Source organism: Flavobacterium solisilvae, from assembly GCF_012911605.1.
In the GTDB taxonomy this organism is placed as follows: domain Bacteria; phylum Bacteroidota; class Bacteroidia; order Flavobacteriales; family Flavobacteriaceae; genus Flavobacterium; species Flavobacterium solisilvae.
In genome coordinates this window covers 287,048-313,946 of sequence record NZ_JAAMPT010000208.1, presented here as the reverse complement: position 1 = coordinate 313,946, position 26,899 = coordinate 287,048, and the positions used below count along the sequence as shown (strand labels likewise).

Sequence of the window (26,899 nt, the reverse complement as noted above, 5' to 3'; positions counted from 1 at the left end):
GTTATTTGTCGTATTGTAAGAATGCTAATTTAATTTGCATTCAACTTTCAACCTTACTAAAAATAAGAAATCCCATCAACTTGATGGGATTTCTTTGTGTAATTATTATTTCAATTTTTTCTTCACTTCCACTTCTTGGAAAGCTTCGATTATATCATATTGTTCAATATCATTGTAGTTTTTAATTTGCATACCACAATCATATCCTTTTGAAACTTCTTTCACATCGTCTTTGAAACGTTTTAGTGTTGCCAATTCACCTGTGTAAATTACAACTCCTTCACGAATAAGTCTGATTTTAGAATTTCTGAATATTTTACCGTCAGTAACCATACATCCAGCAATTGAACCCACTTTTGATACTTTGAATATCTCACGGATTTCAGCTGTACCAGTAATTTCTTCTTTCATTTCTGGAGAAAGCATTCCTTCCATTGCATCTTTCAAGTCATTGATAGCATCATAGATAATTGAATAACTTCTGATATCAATTTCTTCTTTTTGTGCCAATTGACGAGCATTTCCAGCAGGACGAACGTTAAATCCAATAATAATTGCATCTGAAGCAGAAGCCAACATTACATCGGTTTCTGTAATGGCTCCAACACCTTTATGAATAATATTGATTTGAATTTCTTCAGTAGATAATTTTGAGAATTCACTTGAAAGTGCTTCAACAGAACCATCCACATCTCCTTTAAGGATAATGTTCAACTCTTTAAATTGACCTAATGCAATACGACGACCAATTTCTGCCAACGTAATATGTCGTTGCGTTCTAACGGATTGTTCACGCATTAACTGTAAACGTTTTGATGCAATTTGTTTTGCTTCTCTTTCGTCTTCAAAAACGTTGAATTTATCTCCAGCAGTTGATGCACCGTCTAAACCTAATATTGATATTGGTGTTGATGGTCCAGCTTCTTTTACATTATGACCTCTTTCATCGTGCATGGCTTTAACCTTACCGTGATTTTTTCCTGCCAAAACATAATCACCTACTCTTAAAGTTCCAGATTGTACCAAGATTGTTGACACATAACCTCTTCCTTTGTCTAGTTGCGCTTCCACAACAGTTCCAACTGCAGGTTTATTTGGATTTGCTTTTAAGTCTAAAATCTCAGCTTCAAGCAAAACTTTTTCTAATAATTCTTTAACACCAGTTCCTTTTTTAGCAGAAATATCGTGTGATTGGTATTTTCCACCCCAATCTTCTACTAATAGGTTCATTGCAGCTAATTTTTCCTTAATTTTTTCAGGATTTGCACCTTGCTTATCAATTTTATTGATAGCAAAAATCATCGGAACATTGGCAGCTTGAGCATGGCTAATTGCTTCTTTGGTTTGTGGCATGATGTCATCATCGGCTGCTACTACAATAATAGCAATATCAGTAACTTGAGCACCACGAGCACGCATTGCGGTAAACGCTTCGTGACCTGGTGTATCAAGGAATGTTATTTTTTGTCCACCATCAAGAGTTACTCCATAAGCACCAATATGCTGTGTAATTCCACCTGACTCACCTGCGATTACGTTTTCTTTACGAATATAATCCAGTAAGGAAGTTTTACCGTGATCAACGTGTCCCATTACGGTAACAATTGGAGCACGAGTAACTAAATCTTCTGGTCTATCTTCAACAACTTCAAGATTTTCTTCGATATCAGTAGTAATAAACTCTACTTCGTATCCAAATTCATCAGCAACAATTGACAACGTTTCTGCATCAAGACGTTGATTCATCGTTACCATAATTCCAAGTGACATACAAGTTCCAATAACCTTAGTAATTGGCACATCCATCATGGTTGCAATTTCACCTACGGTTACAAATTCTGTAACTTTTAGTGTTTTGCTTCCTTCTTCTAATGCTTGCATTTCGTCTTCTGAACGTTGACGGTGCGAATCACGTTTGTCTCTTCTGTATTTTGCCGCTTTAGATTTGTTTCCTTTTCCTTGAAGACGTTCTAAAGTTTCTTTGATTTGGTTTTTTACTTCTTCCTCTGTTGGCTCAACTTTTTGAACTATTGCAGGACGATTTCCTTTTTGGAAACCACCTGGTTTGTTACCTGTTTTATTTGGTCCAAAAGCATTTCCACCGCCTGTTGCGTTTGGTCTTGCTTCTCCTGGTTTTGGCGGAATACGTTTTCTTTTGTTCTTATTTGCATTTGCATTGTTTGCTCCTGCTGCATTATTTGCTGGCGTACCAGATTTATTTGCATCTTTTTTGAACTCTTCTTTTTTCTTCTTTGGCTTGTTGAACTGTGACAAATCGATAACTTGTCCTGTCAATGTTGCTCCAGATAATTTTTGATACTGCGTTGTGAACTTTTCCTCTACTGGTTGTTCTGCAGCTTGTTCTGAAGGTTTCTCAGCTGGTTTTTCTGTTGCTTTTTCAATTGGTTTGCTTTCGCTTTTTGGCGTTTCAACAACTGGTTTTTCAACTGCAACTTCAACAGGTTTTTCTTCTTTCTTTACGGGAGAAATTTTTGGAGTCTCTGCAACAACAGGTTTTGGTTCTAAATCAATTTTACCTACTTGTTTTGGTGCTGTAACTACTGCTTTTGCTTTGATTAATTCTAAACGTTGACGTTCTTCTTCTTGTTTACGTTTGTCTTCAATCTCTTTTTCTCTTTCAATTCGAAGTGCTTCCTTCTCTTTTCTAATCTCTTCGCTGATGCCTTTTGAAGCTTCTTTGTTGCCTTTATCACCAGCAAATTGACCGCAAAGAATGTTGTATACATCATCGGAAATTTTTGTGTTTGGACTTGCTTCAATAGCAATTCCTTTATCTTTTAGATAATCCACAGCTCTTTCCAAAGAAATATTTAATTCCCTTAAAACCTTATTAATTCTAATATTTCCTTCAGACATAAAATCTTTTTAATATTTATCTATTGTTGTTGTGTTGTTTTTTTCAAAGAATTAATCTTCAAACTCTTCTTTCAATATTTTGATTACTTCTAGAATAGTTTCTTCTTCTAAATCTGTTCTTCTTACTAAATCATCAACATTTTGGCTTAAAATACTTTTTGCTGTATCCAAACCAATTTTTGCAAATTCGTCAATAATCCATCCATCGATTTCATCTGAGAATTCTGTTAATTCAACATCATCTTCTTCGATTGCGCTTCCTTCTCTAATTACATCTAATTCGTAACCCGTTAAAAGTCCTGCTAATTTGATGTTGTGTCCACCACGACCAATGGCTTTTGAAACTTCTTCTAATTTCAAGAAAACCTCAGCATGTTTTGTTTCTTCATTTATTTTTACTGACGATACTTTTGCCGGACTTAAAGCTCTTGTAATCAACAAAGATGAATTAGTTGTGTAATTAATTACATCGATATTTTCGTTACCTAATTCACGAACAATTCCGTGAATACGCGAACCTTTCATTCCAACACATGCTCCAACTGGATCAATTCTATCATCATAAGAATCTACAGCTACTTTTGCTTTTTCGCCTGGAATTCTCACTACTTTTTTAATCATAATTAAACCGTCAAATACTTCTGGAATTTCTTGTTCAAACAATTTTTCCAAGAATTTATCTGCCGTTCTCGACATGATAATTTGTGGTTTATTTCCTTTTAATTCAACGCTTTCGATTATACCGCGAACGTTATCTCCTTTTCTAAAAAAGTCAGATGGAATTTGTTTTTCTTTTGGTAAAACAATTTCGTTTCCTTCATCATCAACAAGAATTACAACTCTTGGACGAACGTGGTGAACTTCGGCTGTGTAAATTTCACCAATTAAATCTTTAAATTGTTTGTAAAGATTTGTGCTATCGTGTTCGTGAATTTTTGAAATTAAGTTTTGGCGCAAAGCTAAAATCGCTCTTCTTCCTAAATCGATAAGTTTTACTTCTTCTGAAACTTCTTCTCCAATTTCAAAATCAGGTTCAATTTTTCTAGCATCAGTTAATGTAATTTCTAAATGCTCTAAATCTAAATCATCATCAGCAACTACAATTCGTCTTTGCCAAATCTCCATATCACCTTTATCAGGATTGATAATGATGTCAAAATTGTCGTCAGAACCGTATTTCTTTTTTAATGCGTTTCTAAAAACATCCTCCAAAATCGCCATAAGCGTTACTCGATCAATAAGTTTATCGTCTTTAAACTCTGAAAATGATTCGATTAATGCAATATTTTCCATGCCAAATTTTAATTAAATATTATTGTAACAATTGCTTCTTTTATTTCTGAATAAGAAATTTCGCGTTGATTTTCAACGGTTTCTTTTCCTTTCCCTACTTTTTTCGGTTCTCTGGATTTCCATTTTAAAACTATAAAATCATCATTAGCTTCGGCTAATTCTGCTTCGATAGTTTCTCCCGATTGTGTTTTAACTTTTAAAGTTCTTCCTGTATTTTTTTTATACTGACGAATATTTTTTAATGGCGAAGAAACTCCTGCCGAAGCAACTTCTAAAGAAAAATCTTGCTCTTCTCGATCTAAATTTTGATCAATTACTTTGCTGATATCAATACAATCTTGAAGTGTAACGCCATTATCGCCATCTAAAGTTACTGTAATTTTGTAACTATCTGATATATTCAAATCTACCAAAAACAAGGATGGATTTTCCTCTAATCCTTGATTTAACAAACCTTCTACTTTTTCTTTAAATGTCATATTTTGTATAAAAAGAGGGAAGCAATGCTTCCCTCATTATTTAGAAAATGGTAAATAACGGCACAAATATAGTGATTTTTTTATAAATCAAAAAATCATTGCCGTATCAAAAAATTTTAATACCTTTATTGTATCAAATTTACAACCTATTTATTCCTTTTATTATGAAAAAAATATTAGTCCCAACAGACTTTTCAGATCACGCCTATTATGCATTAAAAGTTGCTGCCGAAATTGCTAGAAAAAACAACGGCGAAATCATCTTGTTACACATGCTTGAATTACCTGGCCAAGCTGGCGATGCTATTGGAGTTGGGCATGAATTACCCGAAATTATGCTTTTTAAAAACGCAGCAATCAACAAGCTGGAAGATTTAATGGAAGATGAATGTCTTGAAGGCCTAAAGGTTTCTGAAGTTATTCAGTTTGAATTGGCTTTTGATGGAATTATGAAAATCAGCGAAAAAAATGATATTGATTTAATTGTAATGGGTTCACATGGCGCAAGTGGTTTCAAAGAAATGTTTATTGGTTCCAATGCTGAAAAAGTAGTTAGAAATTCAAACATTCCAGTTTTGATTATCAAAAAAGAGCAAAGCACATTCAATGTTGAACGTTTTGTTTTTGCGGCTGATTTTTCGGATGAAGTAAAAAAACCATTCGAAAAAGTAGTTGAATTTGCTAATAAATTTGATGCTGAACTACATTTGGTTATGATTAACACACCAAGCAACTTCAAACCAACACATGTTGCGCAGGAAATCATGGATCATTTTGTTTCTAAATTTACCATCAATAAATTTTCTACTCATATTTATAACGATGTTAATGTAGAAAGCGGTGTTTTAAACTTTGCAAATCATGTAAACGCCGATTTAATTGGAATGAGTACTCACGGCAGAAAAGGTTTGGCTCACTTCTTCAACGGAAGTATTAGCGAAGACTTAGTAAATCACTCGGTTAGACCAGTTGTTACGTTTAAAATCTAATTTTAAAACCTAATAGAATCAAAAAATCCCGCTAGTTGCGGGATTTTTTGTTGGTCTACTAGGACTCGAACCTAGAAAGACGGCACCAAAAACCGTAGTGTTACCATTACACCATAGACCAGAATTTCAATAAACAATAATAATAACGAACTAGTATTTTGCTTATTGCGAGTGCAAATTTACATCTTTTTTTTATCTACACAAATAATTTTTTTAAAAAATCACTCGAAAAACTTTTCCTTTCTCAAAATTAGTTAATTAACCTACGATTAACTCACTTGAACTAAGAAAATTTAGTTAAAGCAACTTAATTTGCAGTAAAAAATAGTTTCTTTGTACCACAAAAAGTAAAAACACTTTAGTATTGAATTATGCAAAACTTCAATTTTAATAAATGGAATACCATTTTAGGTTGGTCTTCTTTCGCAATTGCACTTATAACCTATTCACTTACTGTTGAACCTACCATGAGTTTTTGGGATTGTGGCGAATACATTTCTACCGCAGCCAAACTAGAAGTTGGTCATCCACCTGGAGCGCCGTTTTATCAAATCCTTGGTGCGTTTTTCTCGATGTTTGCTTTTGGCAATAACGAATTAGTTGCCTTAATGGTAAACATGCTTTCGGTTTTTTCGAGTGCATTTACCATTTTGTTTATGTTTTGGTCAAGCACCATTTTACTTAAAAAAATAATTAGTAATTATACCGAGCTTGATAATTCTAAACTAATAGTAGTTCTTGGAAGTTCTTTTGTTGGTGTGCTAACTTTTACTTTTTCTGATAGTTTTTGGAACAGTGCCATTGAAGCGGAAGTTTATGCCATGGCATCGTTGTTTATCGCTATATTGCTTTGGTTAGGTTTGCGTTGGGAAGAAGAAATGAATACACCAAGAGGCAATCGATGGTTGTTGTTAATTTCGCTTGTAATTGGGCTTTCGTTTGGAGTTCACTTCATGGCTTTGTTGACAATTCCAGCTATTGGGTTTTTATATTTCTTTAAAAATTACAAAAAAATCACCGTAAAAAACTTCATCATTGCAAACATTATTATTGTAGCCGTTTTGTTGTTTATCTTCAAATTATTATTGCCTTTTACCTTGGCTTTCTTTGGAAAAATGGAGATTTTCATGGTAAACAGCATTGGATTACCGTTTAACTCAGGAACTATTTTTGCCTTACTATTGATTATTGCCTTTTTCTATTTTGGTTTAAAATACACTCGCGAAAAAGGACATCCGTTTTACAATACTGTTATCCTTTGTATTTTGTTTTTATTAATTGGATTTTCCACATGGATGATGTTGCCAATTAGAGCAAATGCCAATGTGGTAATTAACGAAAACAAACCTTCTGATGCTGCCGAAGTTCTTGCTTATTACAATCGTGAACAATATGGTGTAAATCCGTTATTTTATGGTCCGCAATATACTGATACCTTTGCTGGATTGGATGCAGATCAACCTTATTTGGACAAAAAACCCAACTATGAAAGAGATTATAAAACCGGAAAATATGTAATTGTAAACAATTATAAAAATGCCGAACAAAACACTGATGATAATCACAAAGCGGTTTTACCTCGACTTTGGAGTACAGAACATATTGAAAATTATATTTCCTTTACTGGCGTTCCAAAATTCCAACTAAATCATAATTATCCTTATGAAGAAGATTTAGCACAATATGGTGTTAATTTAGAAGAATTAAGCGATGAACAAATCAACGAAGCAGTTGCTCAACTAAAAAATGAATTAACCTCTAGCATAAACGAATTCAAAACAGCTTATGCTCAAAAACAAGTGGACAACGAAGATTATGTTGCATTTCTAAAAAAATACAGCGATTATTTAATCATCGAAAAACCATCGACTTTAGACAATTTAAGTTTCATGTTTGAATACCAATTTGGTTATATGTATGGACGATATTTGCTTTGGAACTTTGTTGGAAGACAAAACGATATTCAAGGAAAATATGACAATCTAGACGGAAACTGGATTAGCGGAATTGATTTTGTTGATGAACTTCACTTAGGAAAAGGAACTCAAACTAATTTACCCGATGACGCCAAAAACAACAAAGGACGAAATGTATATTTCTTTTTACCTTTCATCATCGGTCTTATCGGTTTAATGTATCATGCGCAGCGCGATTTAAAAAGCTTTTACGTTCTTTTAGTTTTATTCCTATTTACAAGCATTGCCTTGAAAATTTTCTTAAACGAAAGACCATTCGAACCAAGAGAACGCGATTATGCATTGGTAGGTTCATTCTATGTTTTTGCGATTTGGGTAGGATTTGGAGTTTATGCTATTTATGAAATTGTAACTGGTTATGTCAAATCTAAATTGGCTGGTCCAATTGTAATTGCAGCTTGTTTACTAGCTTCGCCTATATTAATGGCAACCCAAAACTGGGATGATCACGACCGTTCAAATAAATATACTGCTTTAGCAATGGCGAAAAATTATTTGAATTCCTGTGAACCAAACGCCATTCTATTTACCATTGGTGATAACGACACTTTCCCGCTTTGGTATGCTCAAGAAATTGAAGGTATTAGAACCGATGTGAAAATTGTAAACACAAGTCTTTTCATGACCGATTGGTATATTGATCAACAAAAAAATAAAACCTACGAATCAGATGGATTGCCTATATCATTCAAACACGAAGAATATGTTGGAGACAAATTAGATTACACCGTTCATATTCCAAAAACCGAAGCGCGTTGGGAATTGAAAAGCTTAATCGATTTCATCAAAAACCCGCAATCAACGGTGAATTTAGAAAACGGGCAAACGGTTCATTTTTATCCAACCAATAAAATCCGAATTCCAATTGACAAAAATACCATCATTAAAAACAAAGTTGTAAATCCTAAATACAATGATTCAATCGTTCCTTATATTGATTTAACCATCAAAGGACGAGCAATGTATAAAAACCGATTAATGATGCTGGATGTTATTGCAAATAACAACTGGAAAAGACCAGTTTATTTTACTGGAGGAAGTTTTGGCGATGACGATTATCTTTGGATGAAAGATTATCTACAACTAGACGGATTGGTTTACAAATTAGTACCGGTAAAAACTAAAAATAGCCCAGAAAGTCCATTGGATATGGGACAAATCGATAGTGAAAAAATGTACAACATTATCAATAAATGGGAATGGGGTAACGGCGAAAGAACCGATATTTATCACGATCCAGAAACTAGAAAAAACAGTATTTCTTATAGAACCAATATGGCTAGATTAATGCAACAATTAATCTATGAAGAAAAAAATCAAGAAGCAGAAAAAATAATTGAACTTGCTTTAACCAAAATGCCAATGGATTTTTATGGCTATTATACCATGGTTGAACCTTTTGCAAGTGGTTATTATCAAATTGGTAAAAAAGAAAAAGCACGCGAATTATTGGACAGATTAGTAAACAAATACAAACAAAGCTTAACTTATTATAGCGGAATTCAATCTTCTATTCAAAACGGTATAGCTTCAGATATTATTACTGACATCGAAAGATTTAGAAGCCTTTTATATGTAATGAAAGACAATAACGATGCCGAATTTTACAACAAAAACAAAGCAATTTTCAATTCACTAAACAAACGTTTTCAGCGTTTTGGAAGAGATATGGAGTAACAAACAAAATAGAAAAGCGGCTAATTGCCGCTTTTTTTATGCCTTAAATTTCATAAGCGAACATCTGTAACATTTAGAAGAATTAATAAACTAATACATACTAAAAAACAATACAATGATAGCACACGAAATTGACTACCATATTTATGGTGAAGAAATGCAATATGTAGAGATTGAACTTGATCCACAAGAGATAGTTGTTGCTGAAGCAGGAAGTTTTATGATGATGGAAAACGGCATTCAAATGCAAACTATTTTTGGCGATGGTTCATCACAACAGCAAGGAATTTTTGGTAAATTACTTTCGGCTGGAAAAAGAGTTTTAACTGGCGAAAGTCTTTTTATGACGGCATACTTAAATCAGAATAATTCGAAGAGTAAAGTATGTTTTGCTTCGCCTTATCCTGGAAAAATTATTCCGATAGATTTGCGTCAGTTTCAAGGAAAATTTATTTGTCAAAAAGACGCTTTCCTTTGCGCTGCCAAAGGTGTTTCGGTTGGCATTGAATTTTCTAGAAAACTTGGTCGCGGACTTTTTGGTGGTGAAGGTTTTATTATGCAAAAAATTGAAGGTGATGGAATGGCGTTTGTACATTCTGGCGGAACTTTGGCCAAAAGAGAATTGGCTTCAGGTGAAATATTGAAAGTAGATACAGGTTGTATCGTTGGTTTTACTAAAGATGTAGATTATGATATTGAGTTTGTTGGCGGCATAAAAAACACCATTTTTGGTGGCGAAGGAATGTTTTTTGCAACACTTCGCGGTCCAGGAACGGTATATGTACAATCGTTGCCATTTAGCCGTTTAGCGGATAGAATTATCGCTTCTGCGCCACAAAATGGTGGAAGTTCCAGAGAAGAAGGAAGTCTTCTTGGCGGTTTAGGACGAATGCTTGATGGCGATAATAGATTTTAAAAAAAAATGCGACTTAATTAAGTCGCATTTTTTAATTTCATAATTTAGTTTGTAATCACAATTGGATAAGTTACTTGCGCATCGGTTGCACCACCAGCGTTTGTGATATCGCCAGCAGCAACTCCAGCAGCTGATTTGTTTGGTAAATGTCTCAATGTTACCGTTAAATTTCCTGTTCCAGCATTTCCTGTAGTGTATGTAAAAGTCAATCCTACTGGTTTTGCATTCACATCAAAATCAGTGTAACCAATTGTTCCTAAAGCTGCTGGAATTTGGTAAAATATTTGATGCTCTTCACCTTCTTCTTCAACTTCAGTAGTAATATTATCTGCTGGCGTATCTAATTCATTTAAAAAAGTCGTTTCACCGTTATAAACTGTGTTTGCTGTCAAATTTCCTGAAACCGTTACAAGCGGATCATTTGGTCCATCGCCATCTAAATCTCTTGAAGTTAAAGTTATAGTCGTTGCACCATTTGTTAAAGTAGTCGTAACCGTTGTGATTACTTCTTCCTCATTTACTGGACCGTTATTGTCATCGCTACAAGACACTAAAAATAAAGAAGCTGTTGCTAAAAATAAGGCTTTTGTTGGATTGAAATATTTCATTGTTTTCCTGTTTTAATAATTAATTTTTAATTGAATTTGAAAGTTTCTACCCAATTCGTCGGCATAGAAACGCTGTCTGTTTAAATAATCTCTGTATTTAGTATCTAATAGGTTAAAAACAGAAAAACCTAGTGTTGCCATTGAATTATTGGCCATTTTGAATTGAAAATCAGAGGCAAAATGCAAAAGATGATATGCAGCTGGAGGCGAACTAATATCAACTTCAACTGGTGATAATTCGCCGTCAACAATAATATTCGTCATGAAATTGTTGTTTGGAAATTGCGTTTGTCTAAAAACCATTTCGCTTTGCAGTTCGAGTGTCAAATTTTTCCAATCTTTTTTATTGAACGAAATTCGGTTGTTGATGTTCAATGGTGGCATATCGATAATAAAATCGTCATTCGTTTTATCTTTTCCGTTTACATACGATAAAAGCAAACGATGTTGCCAATGTTCACTGATTTTCCACTCGGAATTTAAGTCAATTCCGGTCAACAAAGCATTGATTTGTTGGTATTCCCAAACCGGAAAAGCACCGCGAATAGTAGTTTCAAAACCAACGGGTTTCAAGAACATATAATCTTCAATATAATTCAAAAACAGATTGATATTTACTTTGAAATTCTTCCATTGTTTTTGCAAAGAAGTACTGATTTTATTTGACTTTTCTTGTTTCAAACGCAAATCGCCCAATTCAATCATACCACTCGAATGATGCAATCCATCGCTAAAAAATTCAGAAGGATTTGGATTTCTAACCGCACGACTGATGTTAAAATACCATTCATATTGGTTTCCAAAGGAATATTGCGTTCCAACACTTGCTGAAAAATTATGAAAAGTAAACGTAGGTTTGGTTAACCATTGTGTACCAAAATCTCCTTCAATAAAATGGTTGAATTCTGGACTGTAATTTCGCTCGTCCCAACGTGATTTTAGATAATATTTCGTTGCTTCAATAGTTGAAAAATCGTAGCGAATTCCAGCTTCAACCGAAAAATCTTCCGAAATATGATTGTCAACAATAGCATAAATTCCAGCATCAAATTTATTGTAACTTGGAATTAACGGACGAACGCCAGTATTAGGATTTGCCGAATTATTTTGGAACAAACCCATAATTCCTGATTTAAAATCCCAACTATCAATGCTCAATTTATAATCGGCATTAAAAGTATGCGTCATCAAGTTTAAGTCCAAAGCTGCTCTAGAATCTGAAACACCAGTTCGCAAATCAAATTCTTTTCGGTTATTGAATTGAAAAGCATATTGTAAACCGATAGATTCGCCATCTTTGAAATAATAATTGTAATTCAATTTTGCCAAATGATGTTGCACTTGTTGCTTCGGATTCTGAATTGAATACGTAAAATCTTCAACAACCGATGGTGTTTGATTGTTAATCGAGTTGAATAAATCATTCACGTTTCCAATATGTGAAGCACTCAAAATCCCTATCGTTGCATTGTACAAACTGTAATAAGCGAAAAAATCAAATTTTTTTCCAATATATTTCACATCTCCCGAAAAATTTGCTTCGCGATTTCCTGTATTCGACAAAATATAATCGGGTGATTCTCTGTCACCAAAATATTTGAAGCTTCCTTGCGCATTCCAACTCCAGTCACAAAAATTTCCTTTGTGTAAACTAGACGAAATGGTTACGCCACGACCATTGGATTCCATTGTCATGATGGTTTTTCCAAAAAGCGTGTCTTTTTTGGTACTGAAAGGTTCAATAATTACAATTCCACCAATAGCATCGCCACCATATTGCAAACCTGATGCGCCTTTTAAAACGGTAATTTTTCCGGCAGCATTCACGTCAAAATTCGGCGCGTGTTCCGTTCCCCATTGTTGGTCTTCAAGTTTTACATTATTGTTGTAAATACCAACGCGACTGCTGTGCAAACCATTAATTACAGGTTTTACAATCGTGCTTCCGCTTTTCAATATTGAAACTCCAGAAACTTCTTTGAGTACATTTCCCAGCGATTGACTACTGAATTTTTCAATGGTTTTCTCTTTGATTTTTTGTTCCGAAACCGAGTGATTGAAATAATTGTTTTTGTGTTTTACCACAATTTCTTCCAATTGTTCGCTCTTTTGTTTCATCTTAAAATTAATCTCAAGATTTCCGTTGATATCAATAATCGTGTCAATAGGTTTGTAGCCAACATAAGTGATTAACACTTTTGCTGAACCATTTGGAATATTTCGAATGATGAAAGTGCCGTCTTTTTTACTATTAGTTGATTTGGAAGAAATATGAATGTGGCTTTTTTCCAATGCCATATTGTTTTCATCAACTATTTTTCCGCTTATGGTGTTTTGACTGTAAACAATACCAAAACACAACAAGCAAAAAAACATACTGAATTTTTGCATTTTGTTGTTTTCTAATTCGTTAACACTAGATTAGGACAAGAAATTTAAACCATTGGCGGTCCGCGAAGAGAAAAGGAACTTCCGTTGAAAAAAGGAATATTTTCGGAAGTTGAAAAATATAAGGTTTTGTTATAAAAAACTGCGTTTTCAAATGAAACGGTAACCGAATTAATCTCGATAGTTGGGCTGAAGGCAAAATCACAAACCGAACATTTTTCCCAATGGTGACTGTGATTTAAAGTAGCATCCTCAGAATATTTATGAACGCAAATTTCACCAGAAAATTGTTGAATCACATGTTCAAACGTGTGTATGGATTGAAAAAGCACTGAAAACAGTACCATCAATCCTAAGAAAGCGTTTGTTATTTGTAATTTTTGCTTCATTATTGCAAATGTAGTTTAAACCAAAAGAAAATCCGTTTGATTTTAACAAATTTTAGGATTTGCAAAACCAAACGGATTGTTCTCTTCGTCTTCTCTGCGAAAGCGAAAATAGACTATACTAAATTGTTAGCCACAAGATATTCTGCAATTTGAACAGTATTGGTTGCTGCACCTTTTCTTAAATTATCGGCAACAATCCACATATTCAATGAGTTTGGCTGACTTTCATCGCGACGAATTCTACCTACAAAAACATCATCTTTTCCTTGTGCATACAACGGCATAGGATAGGTATAAGTATCATTGTTATCTTGAACCACAACACCATCAGTATTGTGAAGAATTTCTCTGATTTCGCTTACATTAAAGTCATTTGAAAATTCAACATTTACCGCTTCACTATGTCCGCCAACAACTGGAATTCTGATCGCTGTTGCAGTAACAGCAATTGATTTGTCGCCGATGATTTTTTGCGTTTCACGAACCAATTTCATTTCTTCTTTGGTGTAACCATTGTCTTCAAAACTATCACATTGAGGAATAGCATTTCGGTGAATTTGGTATTTATAAGCCATTTCACCTTGAACTCCAGCGTATTCATTTTCTAATTGTTGTACCGCTTTTACTCCAGTTCCAGTAATGGATTGATACGTAGAAACGATAACACGTTTGATATTGTATTTTTTATGTAATGGAGCTAAAACCATCACCATTTGGATAGTAGAACAATTTGGATTAGCAATAATTTTATCATCTTTTGTCAATTCGGATGCGTTGATTTCTGGAACGATTAATTTTTTAGTTGGATCCATTCTCCAAGCGGATGAGTTGTCGATAACGGTTGTTCCAGCTTCGGCAAATTTTGGAGCCCAAGCTAAAGAGGTTTCTCCACCAGCAGAAAATAAAGCGATATCAGCTTTCATGTCAACTGCTGTTTGTAAACCAACAACTTTATACTTCTTACCCTTAAATTCGATTTCCTTACCAACAGATTTCTCTGAAGCTACAGGAATTAATTCGGTTACGGGAAAATTTCTTTCCGCTAATACTTGAAGCATAACTTCGCCAACCATTCCGGTTGCGCCTACAACAGCAATTTTCATACGTTTAATTTATTAATAATTGATAAAAATTTTGAAGTACAAAAGTAGCGAGAAATTTGATTGCGATTTCTTTTTTAAGTATAAAAATTACTGAATTTCAGAAGGGAAAGTTTGAGATTATTAAAGCACTATCTTAAAATTCGTTTAACTTACCATAACATTTGAGTTTGATATCGAAATTGATTTTTGAAGTTGACTTTTGAAATTGAAGTTGATTTTAAAAACAGAAAAACCGCTTCATTTACAAAGCGGTTTAAGTTAGAATATGTAATGTAGCGGAATTATTTTTTCAATAAGTCTCTAATTTGTGTAAGCAATTCTTCTTGAGTTGGCCCAGCTGGCGCAGCAGGTGCAGCTTCTTCTTTTTTCTTCATGCTGTTTAATGCTTTTACCATAATGAAAATTACAAAAGCAATAACAAGAAAACTAATCACGGCAGCGAGGAACTTACCATATAAAATTCCACCATCAGTTTTTAAACCTGCCAAATCTTCAACTTGTGCTGCTTTTAAAGCTGGATTTAATAAAGCAGGTGTAATTACATCTGCTACTAATGAATTTACAATGGCGCCAAAAGCTGCTCCAATGATAACTCCAACTGCTAAATCCATTGCATTTCCTTTTGCAATAAATTCTTTAAATTCTGAAATCATACCCATAATTTACTTTTTTAATTGGTTAACTAAATACTAAATTAGATAAAAATTTTAACAAATTGTATTTATTCTCTATAAAAAATTCGTTTGACGCGTTGCGAAATACTTGTTAAAACTTCATACGGAATGGTTTGCAATAGTTTAGCGATTTCAACAACTGTTGGTCTTTCCCCAAAAATAATCGCCGTATTTCCTTCTTTGCATTCAATCTCGGTTACGTCAACCATTAGCATATCCATACAAACACTTCCTAAAATTATCGCTTTTTTCTGATTGATTATCACATAACCAACGCCATTGCCTAAATGTCTTGAAATTCCATCGGCATAACCAATAGGAATTGTAGCAACTTTGGTTTGTCGTTCTGCCATAAATCGTCTGCCATAACCAACACTTTCGCCTTTTTCAATAGTTCTAATTTGGGAAATGACCGACTTTAAAGTACCAACATTTTCCAGAAACTTTTGTTCTTCATCATCGTTGGAAACACCATACAAACCAATTCCTAATCGAACCATATCATATTGTGCTTCAGGATAATTTGAAATTCCAGATGTATTCAAAATATGACGTATCGGTTTTATTTTTAATTCCGTCATCAATTGAGATGAAAGTTTTTCAAAAAGTTCAATTTGCGAAATTGCAAATTCTTTGTGCGCTAAATCATCGCTGGTTGCCATGTGCGACAAAATACTTTTCACTTTTACCGTTTCGTTTCCTTGCAGTGTTTTTATCAATTCGGGTAAATTATTTTCTTGAAAACCAAGACGATGCATTCCAGTGTCCAATTTTATATGAATTGGAAAATGTTTCAATTTTTTTTGTTCTGCTATTTTCAGAAACGCTTTTAATCCTTTAATCGAATAAATTTCGGGTTCTAATTGATGCTGAATTATAGATGAAAAACTAGTAGTTTCTGGATTTAAAACCATAATCGGAACTGAAATTCCAGCATTTTTCAACGAAATTCCTTCATCGGCAAAAGCCACACCAAGATAATCTACTTTGTGATGTTCGAGTAATTTTGCAATCTCAAAACCGCCATTTCCATAACCAAAAGCTTTGACCATAACCATCAATTTGGTTTTCGGCGCCAATTTTGATTTAAAGAAATTCAAGTTATGACTAATCGCATTTAGGTTGATTTCTAGAACGGTTTCATGCGTCTTTTCTTCAAGCAACGAAACGATTTCTTCAAAATGAAAATCTCTCGCACCTTTGATTAAAATGGTTTCATTTTCAAAATTCAAATTGTCAAAAGCAGTAATAAATTCGGTTACATTTTTGAAACAAATTCCGTTGATGAACTTGTTTTTAAACTGCGAAATGGTTTCGCCAATGCCAATCACACGCGTAATTTTATTGGAAATAATTAGCTGAGAAACCTGCGAATACAATTCTTCATTGGTTAAACCGCTTTGAAAAATATCCGAAAGAATTATGGTTTTCTTTTTGTGTTGTTTTTGATGTTCTAGAAAATCCAAAGCAATTTTTAAAGATTGAAAATCAGAACTATAACTATCATCGATAATGGTACAATTGAAAATTCCATTTTTGACTTTCAAGCGCATTTCTACTGGATATAATTGTGTCATTCGGGTTTGAATAACTTTTGGATTATAGCCAAAATACAGCATAACCATCAAACAATGTATGGCATTTTCAACCGAAGCTTGGTCTTGAAACGGAATGTGAACCGGAAACGTTTCTTCTTGATACGTAATGTTCAATTCGGTAATTTCATCGATTTTCTTTTTGGTCACAAAAACATCGGCACTTTTGTCATCCGACGACCAAGTGAATTGCTTTATTTTTTGGTTGATAAACGCACAAATCGTTTTGTTTTTATTCAAAATCAACACTTTAACCGAAGTAAAAAGTTTGAGTTTTTCTTTGATTTTTTCGCCAACATCCGCAAAACCTTCATCATGAGCCGAACCAATATTGGTTAAAATGCCAATGGTTGGATCGATGATTTTTTGCAGTTTTTCCATTTCGTTTTTCAGCGAAATTCCGGCTTCAAAAATCCCTAAATTGTGTTTTTCGTTGATACCAACAATCGAAAGCGGAACACCAACTTGCGAATTATAACTTTTTGGACTTCGGATGATGTTATAATCTGGACTTAAAAGAAAGTTCAGCCATTCTTTAACGATGGTTTTTCCATTGCTTCCCGTAATTCCAATGATTGGAAAATCAAATTGGCTTCGGTAGAAAGTGGCAAATTTTTGCAACGCTTCCAGCGTATTTTCTACGACAAGAAAATTAGCTTTACTTTTTAGATTTTCATCAAAATGAGTAACCACAAAATTCTGAACGCCTTTTGAAATTAGTTCTTCTATGTATTGATGTCCGTCGTGATTTGGTCCAGAAATAGCAAAAAACAAGGTGTTTTCGCCATTTTGCAACGAACGACTATCGATAGAAATGGTATCGATGATGCTTATATCATTATTCCCAAACCAATTGGCTTTTATAATTGGAATAATATTTCGGATGGAAAGTGTCAAATTTTATTTTTTTAAAGAAATCAGAAATTCATCAGGAGTCATAACTGTAATTTTTGAATTTTTGAAGCCCTTTTTATCTCTAGTAATTATATATTCGCAATCATGATAGAACGCACTGTTATATTGAACTGCATCTTCAAAATCTTCAAAATCAGATAGTAAACTTTTGTCAATATTTAACTCATCAATAATCGTTACATCACAAATAATTCTAATTTTTTTTAATGATTCAATTACTAATCCTTTTGCATTAACTTTTGAAGCAACATAAAATGTGTTTACAAAAGACAATGAAGATGTATAAAGTTTTATTTCTTTTTTTTCAGCTATTTTTACAATTTCAGCGATGTCTTTATAAAAAGGATTTCTGCTAATAATTAAATCTATTACCACATTGGTATCCAAAAATACCTTCATAACGAATTATATTTATCTATCAAATAATCTTGTCGATCTTTTTTATAATCAAAATCGGCTGGAATTCCTCCATTATTCAAAGAAATGCTTTTTACGAAATCTGAAATTTCTAAATCTTCAATTTTTTCTTCATTATGATTAGTCGTAATTGCTTTTAGATAATTTTCTACTATAAAAGACACGCTAATTTTTTGCTTCGCAGCATATTCTTTAGCTTTTTCAATTACTTTTTTATCAAGCTTTAAGGTGAGTTTAGTATCCATAATAAATCTGAAATTTATTGTTATACGTACAAAATTACAAAAAGTTACCGTACAAAGGATTTTTCTTTATTGTTCTTTTTCTTCAGATAAATGTTCGGCGTCTTTTACAACCATATTTTCGCGCATAGCGTTGAAATAAGCAGCACGACTTAGCGGTTCATATTCTTCGGTTTCGCCTAACAAAACGAGTTTGTCATTGTCAGTTTTTCTAAAACTGTAATGCGCTAAATTTCCAGTTCGGGTACAAACGGCGTGAACTTTAGTAACATATTCGGCAGTTGCCATCAACGCAGGCATTGGTCCAAAAGGATTTCCTTTAAAATCCATGTCTAGTCCAGCAACAATTACTCGAATTCCAGAATTGGCCAAATCGTTGCAAACCGCTACAATTTCGTCATCAAAAAATTGTGCTTCGTCAATACCAACAACGTCGCATCCTTGCGCCAAAATTCTAATATTTGCTGCAGCTGGAACTGGTGTGGAACGAATTTCATTTTTATTATGAGAAACTACCATTTCATCATCATATCGAGTGTCGATTGATGGCTTGAAAATCTCCACTTTTTGCTTAGCAAATTGTGCTCTTTTTAGTCTTCGGATGAGTTCTTCTGTTTTGCCCGAAAACATCGAACCGCAAACGACTTCAATCCAACCAAATTGCTCTTTATGATTTACTGTATTTTCGAGAAACATTTTCTAATTTTCTTGCGCTTAAAATGAATAGTTTTTATTACTTTGTAACAAAACTTATCGATATAAATTTTATACATTTACATCGTTTCAAATTTAGAAAAAATTTATTCAAACATTGATTAAACTTTGGTCAAATAACGATTAAAAAAATATACATAATTTCATCTCAATATAATTTGTACTCATGAAAAAAAGATTGGAAGCTGAATTAATAAGCGTTGCACATCGAATATTGAAGTTAAAAAACAAGTCAGAAATCGACCAACTGTATAAAGAAACTCAAAAATTATACGAAGCTTTGTCTATTTTAAAGTTTTATGAAGAAAACTATAACGCACTAAAAAGCGAAGTTTCTCAAGATGAAATGGAGCAAAAAGTAGAATCGTTTTTGGCAGAAAAAGAAACTACAAATCCTGTAGATTTACCTATTGTTGAAGCAGAACCAATTGCTGAAACCAAAGAAGAAATCATCGAAACGATTGAAGAAATTGAGGAAGAAGAACCCGTTGTTGTTGGTGAAATCATAATTGATGAAGATGAAGTAGAAGACGAAAGCTTTGAAGATAATGATGTAGCGGAAGCAAAAGATAAAGAAGATCACGAAAGTGATGCTTTGGCTGGCGAAAATTTCAAACCTGCTTTTGAACTTTCTTTTGACGATAGCGATGAAAAAGAAGAAGTTGAAGAAAATGTAGTTGAAGTTAAAGAAGAAATCAAAGAAGAAATTCCAGCAAAAACAGAAACCAAACAAGTAACGTTGGATGATATTTTTGGTGATAGCTATGCTACTGAACCTGTTTTTGTGAAACCAAATGAAGTTACGCTAAACGATAAGTTTATTTCGGTTTTTGACCAAGAACCAAAAAAGGAAAAAGACGAACCAAAAGTCGTTTCGCTTAATGATGTTTTGTCCAATTCTATTTCTATTTCGTTGAATGATAGAGTTGCTTTTGTAAAACATCTTTTTAACGAAAGCAACGAAGATTACAACCGAGTTTTATCGCAATTGAATACGTTTGACACTTTTGCTGACGCGAAAAATTTCTTAAACGAAATGGTTATTCCTGAATACAATTATTGGGTTGGAAAAGAAGAATATTTGGAGCGATTTTTAGAAATCGTGGAGAAAAAATTCAAGTAGATACTGAAATAAATTCAGCTTAAATGTCCAAACTTTATATAGTTCCAACGCCAATTGGCAATCTTGACGATATGACTTTCAGAGCAATTCAAGTTTTGAAAGAAGCCGATTTGATTTTGGCGGAAGACACACGAACCAGCGGAAAACTACTCAAACATTTTGAAATTTCCACACACATGCATAGTCATCACATGCATAACGAACACAAAACGGTGGAAAATTTAATCAAACGATTGCAAGCCGGAGAAACCATTGCGTTAATTAGCGATGCCGGAACGCCAGCCATTTCCGATCCTGGATTTTTGTTGACGCGCGCTTGTGTCGAAAATAATATAGAAGTTGATTGTTTGCCTGGCGCAACAGCTTTTGTTCCTGCGTTAGTCAACAGTGGTTTGCCGAATGACCGATTTATATTCGAAGGTTTTTTGCCCGAAAAAAAAGGAAGACAAACTCGATTTTTAGCTCTTGCCGAAGAAACCCGAACAATGATTTTCTATGTTTCGCCACATAAATTAGTAAAAACTTTAGCGGAATTCATTCAATATTTTGGAGCCGAAAGACCAGTTTCCGTTTCACGAGAATTGTCAAAACTACACGAAGAAACCATTCGTGGAACTACCGAAGAAGTACTGAAACACTTTGAGGCAAAACCTCCAAAAGGCGAAATTGTTGTGGTTGTTGGTGGGAAGGTTTTAGAAGGAAGAAGCAAGAAACAAGACAAATTCGAAAGTTAAATGTATTATGAGAAAACTTAGTAAAATCATGTTTTTAATTTCAATTGTCATTTTTTCATCTTGTCAAAATTCTTTAAATGACAAAACATTTATAGGTGTTGAACACGAAATTTATTCTCATGGTAGTCAAGATTTTGAAACGAAAATTCATTTCAAAAAAGAAATAGTTTTTATTGAAAAGAGACCGATTTCAATAAACATAGCTGATACTACAAAATATGAATATCATGAAGAAATTTTCAAATACAAAGGAACAGCGATATTCCTGAATGACAGCATAAAAATTAAAGCTTTGGCTTTTAATTGTGAAGACTGTCCGCCAATTGTAGAAGTTAGAGCTGATGGAGAGATTGTAGATGCTATCGAAAAAGTAACTTATACAGGTTTGCAAATAGGAAATGAATTAATTCTGAACAATTCTCATTTTAAAATAATTAAAAGCACTACAGTTAAGTAGTTTTTTATTATACTTCAAATATTTTTTTATCTTTTCTCTATTCAACTTCCAAATCCGTAAACGCAAACTGTTTTCCACTAAACAAACCTTTATCTGATAATTTCAAATCAGGAATTACGAGTAACGCCATGAATGACAATGTCATAAACGGTGCTTTTAACGAACTGCCTAATTCTTTTGCCATAGCGTCAATTTCCTGATACAAACGTCCAGTTTCCCAACCGTTTTGGTCGCTCATAATTCCGGCAACTGGCAAGGCTAATGATTTTTTCTCGTTGCCGTTTACCGCGCAAATTCCGCCGGTATTTTCAATAATTAGATTTACGGCATTTAAAATTTCTTCATCAGATGTACCAACAACCACAATATTATGACAATCGTGTGCTACCGAACTGGCAATCGCACCTTTTTTCAATCCGAAGTTTTTGATGAAAGCTATCGCTGGTTCAGCATTGGAATACCGATTAACAACCGCCATTTTCAACACATCATTTTCAACATCGGAAACTAAATTTCCATCAACAATTTTTGGCGTGCAATGAATTTCATTCGTAATCAATTGTCCTTCCAAAGCTTCAATAACACGAATGGTTTTTGCGGAACTTTTTATTTTAAAATCGTTTAAAACCTTTGACGAAGTATTGAAATTATTTGGTTTTTCAAAATCAACATGTTGAACAAATGACTTGCCGTTTTCAGCAACTAATTCGCCATTGATATACGTTTGTTTTACTTTGAAATCGGTTAAATTTTCTACTACGATAAAATCGGCAGTATCATTTTCTTGCAACAAACCAACATCCATTTTGTAATGCTTCACCGGATTGACACAGGCAACTTGCAAGACTTTGAAAACATCAAAACCTTTGGCAATTGCTCGTGAACAAAGTTGGTTGATGTGTCCTAAAATCAAATCATCAGGATGTTTATCATCAGAACAAAACATCATATTTTCATAATTTTCAGGAAGCAAATCAATCAGCGCCTCAAAATTTTTGGCAGCACTTCCTTCACGAATAATGACTTTCATGCCAAGCGATAATTTTTCGGCTGCTTCGTCATAAGTAAAGCATTCATGATCAGTAGAAATTCCGGCAGAAATATATTTTTTTATCGGTTCGCCACGCAATCCCGGAGCATGACCATCAACGGGTTTATTGAAATGTTTTGCCCAAGCTATTTTTTTCAAAACTTCTTCATCGTCAAATAAAACACCTGGATAATTCATCATTTCTGCCAAATAATAAATATCGGGATGCGCCATTAATTTCTTAATTTCTTCTGAATCAATCACAGCTCCAGCAGTTTCAAAAAACGTCGCCGGAACGCATGATGGTGCGCCAAAATGAAATTTCAACGGTACTTTTTTACCATTTTCAATCATGTAATAAACGCCTTCTTTACCGAGAACATTGGCAATTTCATGCGGATCCGAAATTGTCGCAACTGTCCCATGTAAAACCGCAATTTTAGCAAATTCCGACGGAACCAACATCGAACTTTCAATATGAATATGTGAATCAATAAATCCCGGAAGAATATAATCTCGAATGTTGTGTTCTTTTTCGATTATGGAACTAATTTTTCCGTTTTCAACAGTAATTTCACCCGAAAAAATTCGTTTGTTTGGAATATCGACAATTTGTCCTTGAATTTGCATTTGAAACTATTTTTATTCAAAAATAACAAATTATAAATTGAAAAACACTTGTTCTTTTTTGTAGTGTTTTTTGTATTTTTGATAAATGAACAAAGTTTATAATCAAGAAATATTTGCTTCTCTGATGAAAGAATTTCTTTTTCTTCAGCTTGTCGTTGCCATTATAATTTTCTTTATGTATAAGTTATATGCTAATGGTTTAAGAAAAGGAAAACTAATTCTTTTAGTTAATGTACTTGTCTATATATCTTTAAATCTTTGTATGGTTTATCAAATTTATAATGAACCTGATTTAAGAATTGGCGGAATAAGTTTTGCTTTTGAAATGTATAGTTTGTTTTTATCGCTACTTTTTATTGTTGTTTTATTACTTGAATATGTTCTGTTGAAATTTATAGTTTTTAAAGTTTTCTTCAAAAAATCTAATATCTAAAATCCGAAATCTAATATCAAATGCGCTGGACTTTAAAACCAAAACCTTCTCAAGAAAAAGTAAGATATCTAGTTGACGAACTCAAAGTTGATGAATTGATTGCAACACTTTTGGTGCAACGTGGCATTGAAACTTTTGACGATGCGCGACAGTTCTTTCGTCCGAGTTTGGAAGATTTGCACGATCCGTATCTCATGAAAGATATGGATAAAGCAGTTTCTCGCATTGAAAAAGCCATTGCTGAAGGAGAAAATATTTTGGTTTTTGGCGATTATGATGTTGACGGAACAACAGCGGTTTCATTAATGTCAAGTTATTTGAAAAGTTTTTATCCCAATGTCGCAACATACATTCCGGATCGATATGATGAAGGTTATGGTATTTCGTATAAAGGAATTGATTTTGCCGAAGACAATGGATTTTCGTTGATAATTGCGTTGGATTGTGGCATAAAATCGATTGATCATGTACTTTATGCTAAAGAAAAAAATATTGATTTTATCATTTGTGATCACCATCGACCGGGCGAAAACTTACCCGAAGCCGTTGCGGTTTTAGATCCAAAACGTGATGATTGCAGTTATCCGTATGATGAACTTTGTGGTTGTGGCGTTGGGTTTAAACTAGTTCAAGCGTTGGCACAAAACCGAAATCAAACGATAGAAGATTTGATACCTTATTTGGATTTGGTTGCTACTGCAATTGCGGCTGATATTGTTCCGATTACGGGAGAAAATCGAGTTTTGGCTAAATTTGGTTTGGAAGTTATCAATTCTAATCCGCGACCAGGAATTAAGGCTTTAATTCAAAATGTAAAAAAGAAAGTTTTAACCATAACCGATGTCGTTTTCATCATTGCTCCACGAATTAACGCTGCTGGAAGAATAAAACACGGTAACGAAGCCGTTGCTTTACTCACGGAATATGATTTAGACCAAGCAGAATTTTTTGCTTCCGAAATTGAACAGCATAATTCGGACAGAAAAGATTTGGACAAACAAATAACAGTTGAAGCGCTTTCGCAAATTGAAGAAAATAACGAACAAAAAAAGTTTACAACGGTAGTTTATCATGAAAATTGGCACAAAGGTGTAATCGGAATTGTGGCTTCTCGATTGACCGAAACCTATTATCGTCCGACGATTGTTTTTACGAAAAGTGGCGATAAATTGGCAGCTTCAGCTCGTTCGGTGAAAGATTTTGATGTTTATAATGCGTTGGAAGCTTGCGCGGAACATTTGGAACAATTTGGCGGACATATGTATGCTGCAGGAATGACTTTGAAGGAAGAAAATTATCTTGCTTTCAAAGAAGCTTTTGAAAAAGAAGTGGAAAAAACTATTCATCCTGATTTGTTAATTCCAGAAATATCGGTTGATGCTGAAATTGAATTATCCGATATTAACGAAAGATTGATTAGAATTTTAAACCAATTTGAACCTTTTGGACCACAAAATATGACACCAGTTTTTATGGCAAAAGGAGTGAAAGATACTGGTTATGGCAAAACAATCGGTCAAAATGATGAGCATTTAAAATTGTTTGTCAAGCAGCATAATTCCGAAGGTTTTGGTGTAATTGGTTTTGGATTGGGAAATAAATTGGAATTGACTAAAAATCAAAATCCGTTTGATATCGCTTTTTGTATTGATGAAAATGAGTTTAATGGCAATGTTATGGTTCAGTTGCGATTGAAGGATTTGAGGTAATTTTCAACACGAATTTCACTAATTTTTACTAATTAATTTGTGCAAATTCGTGAAATTTGCTTCTATTTATTTGTATTCTTTCAACTCAAAGTTTTCCCCATCAAAAACGCCGTAAGTGAAATAACCAATCCAATCGCCAAGGTTAGCATATTGTGAATTTTCGCCAACGGGAATTATCATTGGTAAATGACGATGACCAAAAACAAAGTAATTGTAGTGCTTGGTTTCTAATTTTCGTTTGGCGTACTGTACTAACCATTCGTTTTCTTCGCCAAGGAATTTGACATCAGCTTCACCAGAAATCAGTTTGTTTTTTACGGAAAGATATTGTGCCAATTTCACACCAACATCAGGATGCAACCATCGGTATAACCATTTTGAAAACGGATGAACAAATACTTTTTTCATGCGTTTATAACCTTTGTCGCCTGGACCTTTTCCGTCGCCATGACCAATTAAAAACGTTTTATTATTAAAAATAAATTCTTTGTTGTCGTGATAAACAGGTATGTTTAATTCTTTTTCAAAATAATCATGCATCCATAAATCATGATTTCCTACGAAGAAATAGATTGGAATTCCGCTGTCGCGAATTTCGGCAAGTTTGCCTAAAACTCTCACGAAACCTTTAGGAACAACGGTTTTATATTCAAACCAAAAATCAAACAAATCACCTAAAAGGAAAATACATTCGGCATCTTTTTTAACTTCGTCAAGCCAAGCGACAAATTTTTGCTCACGTGGAAAACTAGCTTCGGCAGTTGGTGCGCCAAAATGCTGGTCGGAAGCGAAATATATTTTTTTATTGGGTTGGATTTGCATTTGGTAAAATTAGTGATTTTTTAGAAAGAGAGAAAAAAGAGAATTGAATATAGAAAATAGATTTATGGATAAAAAAGATTGCCCAAACGTTTATAAATGTTCGATTTGATCAATTGATAGCCCAGATTGAAGAGAAAATACAAGCTTTTTTGCTTGTATTGTAACGAAAAGCTGGAATGACGTTTCTTGATAAATCCCGAACGTTTCGCTCCTTAAAAAATTAGTTATCGGAAGCATACCATTCGGCGAATGAGGTTTCGGTTTCTTGTAGTTTTAAGGAATGTAGTAGAATCCCTTTTGGCAATCGGTCTTTAATTTTTTTGGCAAAATCGATGACCATATTTTCGCTTGTTGGTTGATATTCGACTAAAATTACATGATGACCACGGTTTTTTAGTTCGGCAGCTAGCTCAATATGTGGCGTGTTTTGGTTGAAAACAGTGGCGTGATCAAAAATATCGACGATTTCTTCTTTTACAATTTTTTTCAAATCAGAAAAATCGATAACCATTCCAAATTTTACGTTAGAAGTATCCGTTATGGGTTTTCCAATTACGGTTACGGATAATTTATAGCTGTGTCCGTGAACGTTTTTGCATTTTCCGTCATAGCCATAAAGCGCGTGTCCGGTTTCGAAAGTGAATTGTTTTGTAATTCTGATGTTACTCATGGAAGAAATTTTTACGGTGCAAATTTAGTAAAATATAAT

General features: G+C 33.7%; 23 protein-coding genes and 1 tRNA gene. 8 read left to right on the top strand and 16 right to left on the bottom strand.

The window, feature by feature from the left end:
• Positions 1 to 105: 105 nt before the first annotated feature.
• From infB to rimP, 3 genes are read right to left on the bottom strand one after another with little or no spacing between them, the layout of a single operon-like run.
• Complete coding sequence (infB, locus tag G6042_RS11805) at positions 106 to 2,877, bottom strand: translation initiation factor IF-2 (RefSeq protein ID WP_169524632.1); 2,772 nt, start codon at positions 2,875 to 2,877, stop codon at positions 106 to 108.
• 51 nt (positions 2,878 to 2,928) lie between these two features.
• Complete coding sequence (gene nusA, locus G6042_RS11800; protein WP_169524631.1) at positions 2,929 to 4,170, bottom strand: transcription termination factor NusA; 1,242 nt, start codon at positions 4,168 to 4,170, stop codon at positions 2,929 to 2,931.
• An 8-nt stretch (positions 4,171 to 4,178) separates the two neighbouring features.
• A complete protein-coding gene (gene rimP, locus G6042_RS11795) occupies positions 4,179 to 4,649 on the bottom strand; it encodes a ribosome assembly cofactor RimP (protein WP_169524630.1) in 471 nt (156 codons plus the stop codon).
• A gap of 164 nt (positions 4,650 to 4,813) precedes the next feature.
• Here rimP and G6042_RS11790 point away from each other — a divergent pair, with 164 nt between their 5' ends.
• Complete coding sequence (locus G6042_RS11790) at positions 4,814 to 5,638, top strand: universal stress protein (protein WP_169524629.1); 825 nt, start codon at positions 4,814 to 4,816, stop codon at positions 5,636 to 5,638.
• 50 nt (positions 5,639 to 5,688) lie between these two features.
• Here the strand turns inward: G6042_RS11790 and G6042_RS11785 are convergent.
• A tRNA-Gln gene (locus G6042_RS11785) sits at positions 5,689 to 5,759 on the bottom strand.
• Between the two features lie 250 nt (positions 5,760 to 6,009).
• Here G6042_RS11785 and G6042_RS11780 point away from each other — a divergent pair.
• Positions 6,010 to 9,291, top strand: a complete 3,282-nt coding sequence (locus G6042_RS11780) for a glycosyltransferase family 117 protein (RefSeq protein ID WP_169524628.1) — start codon at positions 6,010 to 6,012, stop codon at positions 9,289 to 9,291.
• Between the two features lie 115 nt (positions 9,292 to 9,406).
• A complete protein-coding gene (locus G6042_RS11775; protein WP_169524627.1) occupies positions 9,407 to 10,207 on the top strand; it encodes a TIGR00266 family protein in 801 nt (266 codons plus the stop codon).
• Between the two features lie 44 nt (positions 10,208 to 10,251).
• Here G6042_RS11775 and G6042_RS11770 read toward each other — a convergent pair whose 3' ends face one another.
• From G6042_RS11770 to G6042_RS11730, 9 genes are all read right to left on the bottom strand, one after another.
• Positions 10,252 to 10,815 (bottom strand): type 1 periplasmic binding fold superfamily protein, encoded by a 564-nt coding sequence (locus G6042_RS11770; protein ID WP_169524626.1) that lies wholly within the window; start codon positions 10,813 to 10,815, stop codon positions 10,252 to 10,254.
• Between the two features lie 12 nt (positions 10,816 to 10,827).
• Positions 10,828 to 13,206, bottom strand: coding sequence for a TonB-dependent receptor (locus tag G6042_RS11765; protein ID WP_235933291.1), 2,379 nt, complete (start codon positions 13,204 to 13,206; stop codon positions 10,828 to 10,830).
• A 44-nt stretch (positions 13,207 to 13,250) separates the two neighbouring features.
• Positions 13,251 to 13,592: a hypothetical protein gene (locus tag G6042_RS11760; protein ID WP_169524625.1), complete on the bottom strand. Its 342-nt coding sequence runs from the start codon at positions 13,590 to 13,592 to the stop codon at positions 13,251 to 13,253.
• 113 nt (positions 13,593 to 13,705) lie between these two features.
• Positions 13,706 to 14,695 carry an aspartate-semialdehyde dehydrogenase gene (locus tag G6042_RS11755; protein WP_169524624.1) on the bottom strand — a complete coding sequence of 330 codons (990 nt, stop codon included), beginning with the start codon at positions 14,693 to 14,695 and terminating at the stop codon, positions 13,706 to 13,708.
• Between the two features lie 281 nt (positions 14,696 to 14,976).
• Positions 14,977 to 15,354 carry a large conductance mechanosensitive channel protein MscL gene (gene mscL / locus G6042_RS11750; RefSeq protein WP_169524623.1) on the bottom strand — a complete coding sequence of 126 codons (378 nt, stop codon included), beginning with the start codon at positions 15,352 to 15,354 and terminating at the stop codon, positions 14,977 to 14,979.
• A gap of 62 nt (positions 15,355 to 15,416) precedes the next feature.
• Positions 15,417 to 17,861 (bottom strand): bifunctional UDP-N-acetylmuramoyl-tripeptide:D-alanyl-D-alanine ligase/alanine racemase, encoded by a 2,445-nt coding sequence (locus tag G6042_RS11745; RefSeq protein ID WP_169524622.1) that lies wholly within the window; start codon positions 17,859 to 17,861, stop codon positions 15,417 to 15,419.
• A gap of 3 nt (positions 17,862 to 17,864) precedes the next feature.
• Positions 17,865 to 18,278 (bottom strand): PIN domain-containing protein, encoded by a 414-nt coding sequence (locus G6042_RS11740; RefSeq protein WP_169524621.1) that lies wholly within the window; start codon positions 18,276 to 18,278, stop codon positions 17,865 to 17,867.
• Positions 18,275 to 18,541 (bottom strand): DUF6364 family protein, encoded by a 267-nt coding sequence (locus G6042_RS11735; RefSeq protein ID WP_169524620.1) that lies wholly within the window; start codon positions 18,539 to 18,541, stop codon positions 18,275 to 18,277. The genes G6042_RS11740 and G6042_RS11735 overlap by 4 nt, the downstream gene beginning before the upstream one ends.
• Positions 18,542 to 18,607: 66 nt before the next feature.
• On the bottom strand, positions 18,608 to 19,234 hold the full coding sequence (locus G6042_RS11730) for a thymidine kinase (protein WP_169524619.1): 627 nt from the start codon (positions 19,232 to 19,234) through the stop codon (positions 18,608 to 18,610).
• Between the two features lie 184 nt (positions 19,235 to 19,418).
• On the opposite strand from G6042_RS11730, the gene G6042_RS11725 reads away from it, so the two are divergent.
• Genes G6042_RS11725 through G6042_RS11715 form a run of 3 tightly spaced genes read left to right on the top strand, consistent with a single transcriptional unit; the run spans position 19,419 to position 21,566 of the window.
• The gene (locus tag G6042_RS11725) at positions 19,419 to 20,375 is read left to right on the top strand and encodes a hypothetical protein (RefSeq protein ID WP_169524618.1); all 957 of its coding nucleotides are present in this window, start codon (positions 19,419 to 19,421) and stop codon (positions 20,373 to 20,375) included.
• A gap of 23 nt (positions 20,376 to 20,398) precedes the next feature.
• Positions 20,399 to 21,109, top strand: coding sequence for a 16S rRNA (cytidine(1402)-2'-O)-methyltransferase (gene rsmI, locus G6042_RS11720; RefSeq protein WP_169524617.1), 711 nt, complete (start codon positions 20,399 to 20,401; stop codon positions 21,107 to 21,109).
• A gap of 7 nt (positions 21,110 to 21,116) precedes the next feature.
• Positions 21,117 to 21,566, top strand: coding sequence for a hypothetical protein (locus tag G6042_RS11715; protein ID WP_169524616.1), 450 nt, complete (start codon positions 21,117 to 21,119; stop codon positions 21,564 to 21,566).
• 37 nt (positions 21,567 to 21,603) lie between these two features.
• Here G6042_RS11715 and ade read toward each other — a convergent pair whose 3' ends face one another.
• Positions 21,604 to 23,226, bottom strand: a complete 1,623-nt coding sequence (gene ade, locus G6042_RS11710; RefSeq protein ID WP_169524615.1) for an adenine deaminase — start codon at positions 23,224 to 23,226, stop codon at positions 21,604 to 21,606.
• Positions 23,227 to 23,311: 85 nt separating this feature from the next.
• Here ade and G6042_RS11705 point away from each other — a divergent pair, with 85 nt between their 5' ends.
• Positions 23,312 to 23,659, top strand: coding sequence for a hypothetical protein (locus G6042_RS11705; RefSeq protein ID WP_169524614.1), 348 nt, complete (start codon positions 23,312 to 23,314; stop codon positions 23,657 to 23,659).
• A 20-nt stretch (positions 23,660 to 23,679) separates the two neighbouring features.
• On the top strand, positions 23,680 to 25,368 hold the full coding sequence (recJ, locus tag G6042_RS11700; protein WP_169524613.1) for a single-stranded-DNA-specific exonuclease RecJ: 1,689 nt from the start codon (positions 23,680 to 23,682) through the stop codon (positions 25,366 to 25,368).
• A gap of 66 nt (positions 25,369 to 25,434) precedes the next feature.
• On the opposite strand, the gene G6042_RS11695 is transcribed toward recJ, so the two are convergent.
• Together G6042_RS11695 and G6042_RS11690 are read right to left on the bottom strand one after the other, a co-directional pair.
• Positions 25,435 to 26,190: a UDP-2,3-diacylglucosamine diphosphatase gene (locus G6042_RS11695; RefSeq protein ID WP_169524612.1), complete on the bottom strand. Its 756-nt coding sequence runs from the start codon at positions 26,188 to 26,190 to the stop codon at positions 25,435 to 25,437.
• 220 nt (positions 26,191 to 26,410) lie between these two features.
• A complete protein-coding gene (locus G6042_RS11690; RefSeq protein ID WP_169524611.1) occupies positions 26,411 to 26,860 on the bottom strand; it encodes a 6-pyruvoyl trahydropterin synthase family protein in 450 nt (149 codons plus the stop codon).
• Between the last annotated feature and the right edge of the window lie 39 nt (positions 26,861 to 26,899).

Excerpts from the sequence above, each read along its gene's own strand:
- infB (WP_169524632.1), bottom strand. The coding sequence starts at position 2,877 with ATGTCTGAAGGAAATATTAGAATTAATAAGGTTTTAAGGGAATTAAAT.
- nusA (WP_169524631.1), bottom strand. The coding sequence starts at position 4,170 with ATGGAAAATATTGCATTAATCGAATCATTTTCAGAGTTTAAAGACGAT.
- rimP (WP_169524630.1), bottom strand. The coding sequence starts at position 4,649 with ATGACATTTAAAGAAAAAGTAGAAGGTTTGTTAAATCAAGGATTAGAG.
- G6042_RS11790 (WP_169524629.1), top strand. The coding sequence starts at position 4,814 with ATGAAAAAAATATTAGTCCCAACAGACTTTTCAGATCACGCCTATTAT.
- G6042_RS11780 (WP_169524628.1), top strand. The coding sequence starts at position 6,010 with ATGCAAAACTTCAATTTTAATAAATGGAATACCATTTTAGGTTGGTCT.
- G6042_RS11775 (WP_169524627.1), top strand. The coding sequence starts at position 9,407 with ATGATAGCACACGAAATTGACTACCATATTTATGGTGAAGAAATGCAA.
- G6042_RS11770 (WP_169524626.1), bottom strand. The coding sequence starts at position 10,815 with ATGAAATATTTCAATCCAACAAAAGCCTTATTTTTAGCAACAGCTTCT.
- G6042_RS11765 (WP_235933291.1), bottom strand. The coding sequence starts at position 13,206 with ATGCAAAAATTCAGTATGTTTTTTTGCTTGTTGTGTTTTGGTATTGTT.
- G6042_RS11760 (WP_169524625.1), bottom strand. The coding sequence starts at position 13,592 with ATGAAGCAAAAATTACAAATAACAAACGCTTTCTTAGGATTGATGGTA.
- G6042_RS11755 (WP_169524624.1), bottom strand. The coding sequence starts at position 14,695 with ATGAAAATTGCTGTTGTAGGCGCAACCGGAATGGTTGGCGAAGTTATG.
- mscL (WP_169524623.1), bottom strand. The coding sequence starts at position 15,354 with ATGGGTATGATTTCAGAATTTAAAGAATTTATTGCAAAAGGAAATGCA.
- G6042_RS11740 (WP_169524621.1), bottom strand. The coding sequence starts at position 18,278 with ATGAAGGTATTTTTGGATACCAATGTGGTAATAGATTTAATTATTAGC.
- G6042_RS11735 (WP_169524620.1), bottom strand. The coding sequence starts at position 18,541 with ATGGATACTAAACTCACCTTAAAGCTTGATAAAAAAGTAATTGAAAAA.
- G6042_RS11730 (WP_169524619.1), bottom strand. The coding sequence starts at position 19,234 with ATGTTTCTCGAAAATACAGTAAATCATAAAGAGCAATTTGGTTGGATT.
- G6042_RS11725 (WP_169524618.1), top strand. The coding sequence starts at position 19,419 with ATGAAAAAAAGATTGGAAGCTGAATTAATAAGCGTTGCACATCGAATA.
- rsmI (WP_169524617.1), top strand. The coding sequence starts at position 20,399 with ATGTCCAAACTTTATATAGTTCCAACGCCAATTGGCAATCTTGACGAT.
- G6042_RS11715 (WP_169524616.1), top strand. The coding sequence starts at position 21,117 with ATGAGAAAACTTAGTAAAATCATGTTTTTAATTTCAATTGTCATTTTT.
- ade (WP_169524615.1), bottom strand. The coding sequence starts at position 23,226 with ATGCAAATTCAAGGACAAATTGTCGATATTCCAAACAAACGAATTTTT.
- G6042_RS11705 (WP_169524614.1), top strand. The coding sequence starts at position 23,312 with ATGAACAAAGTTTATAATCAAGAAATATTTGCTTCTCTGATGAAAGAA.
- recJ (WP_169524613.1), top strand. The coding sequence starts at position 23,680 with ATGCGCTGGACTTTAAAACCAAAACCTTCTCAAGAAAAAGTAAGATAT.
- G6042_RS11695 (WP_169524612.1), bottom strand. The coding sequence starts at position 26,190 with ATGCAAATCCAACCCAATAAAAAAATATATTTCGCTTCCGACCAGCAT.
- G6042_RS11690 (WP_169524611.1), bottom strand. The coding sequence starts at position 26,860 with ATGAGTAACATCAGAATTACAAAACAATTCACTTTCGAAACCGGACAC.